The sequence below is a fragment of the Merdimmobilis hominis genome, assembly GCF_016901855.1.
Lineage (GTDB): Bacteria > Bacillota > Clostridia > Oscillospirales > Ruminococcaceae > Paludihabitans.
This window is the reverse complement of record NZ_JACJKY010000068.1, coordinates 1-593: the sequence shown is the minus strand read 5'-3', so window position 1 is coordinate 593 and position 593 is coordinate 1. Positions and strand designations below refer to the sequence as shown.

Genomic DNA, 593 nt, shown 5'->3' with positions numbered 1-593 from the left:
ATATAATCTCTTTTGTTCTTTTTTTTGATTGCGTCTGTAAAGGTGGTGCTGTGTTTTGAATTTCTGAAATTCACAGGGATCGTCTCACTTTCGTTTATATATTTTTGGAACCGCTTTTGAAACAGCGGATTATTTATCCGCGACACAGTTCTTGCAAGTATTTCTTTTTGAGAATCGCCAATGCAACTCTTTTCGGCAAATTCATGTTTGCAGAGAATTACTACGCCGTGTCCTCTTGGAGTAAAATTCGGAACCATTTTCATAGCCTTTTCAATTTCCCGTAGGGAAGGTGTTTCCGTAAAATACATGACTTTTTCCTTTCAATAAAAAAAGCCTTCAGTTTTTGCTGTGATAATCAAAAACCGAAGGCTCTAAATGATGTGTTAATATTTAATTGCAGTATGGAAACAGAGAGGAGAATAGTGCTTTTGGGCAAAAGAAAAAGGCGTATGGATTTTAACTTTCCATACGCCTTTCGGTGTGATTTTTGCTATTTGTGGGTTCAAGTCCTGTCAGTATAGGATTTTTGCCGTTTGGCATCTATAGAATCTATGCTGAAAAACTTGCCCTGAAAATGCCGAAAAGCCTTGATA

Annotated in this window: 1 protein-coding gene; it reads right to left on the bottom strand. The window is 36.9% G+C overall.

The window, feature by feature from the left end:
* Window positions 1-308: hypothetical protein (locus H6A12_RS13080; protein WP_204448440.1), on the bottom strand; the 308-nt coding region annotated here is incomplete at its 3' end.
* Window positions 309-593: the final 285 nt, after the last annotated feature.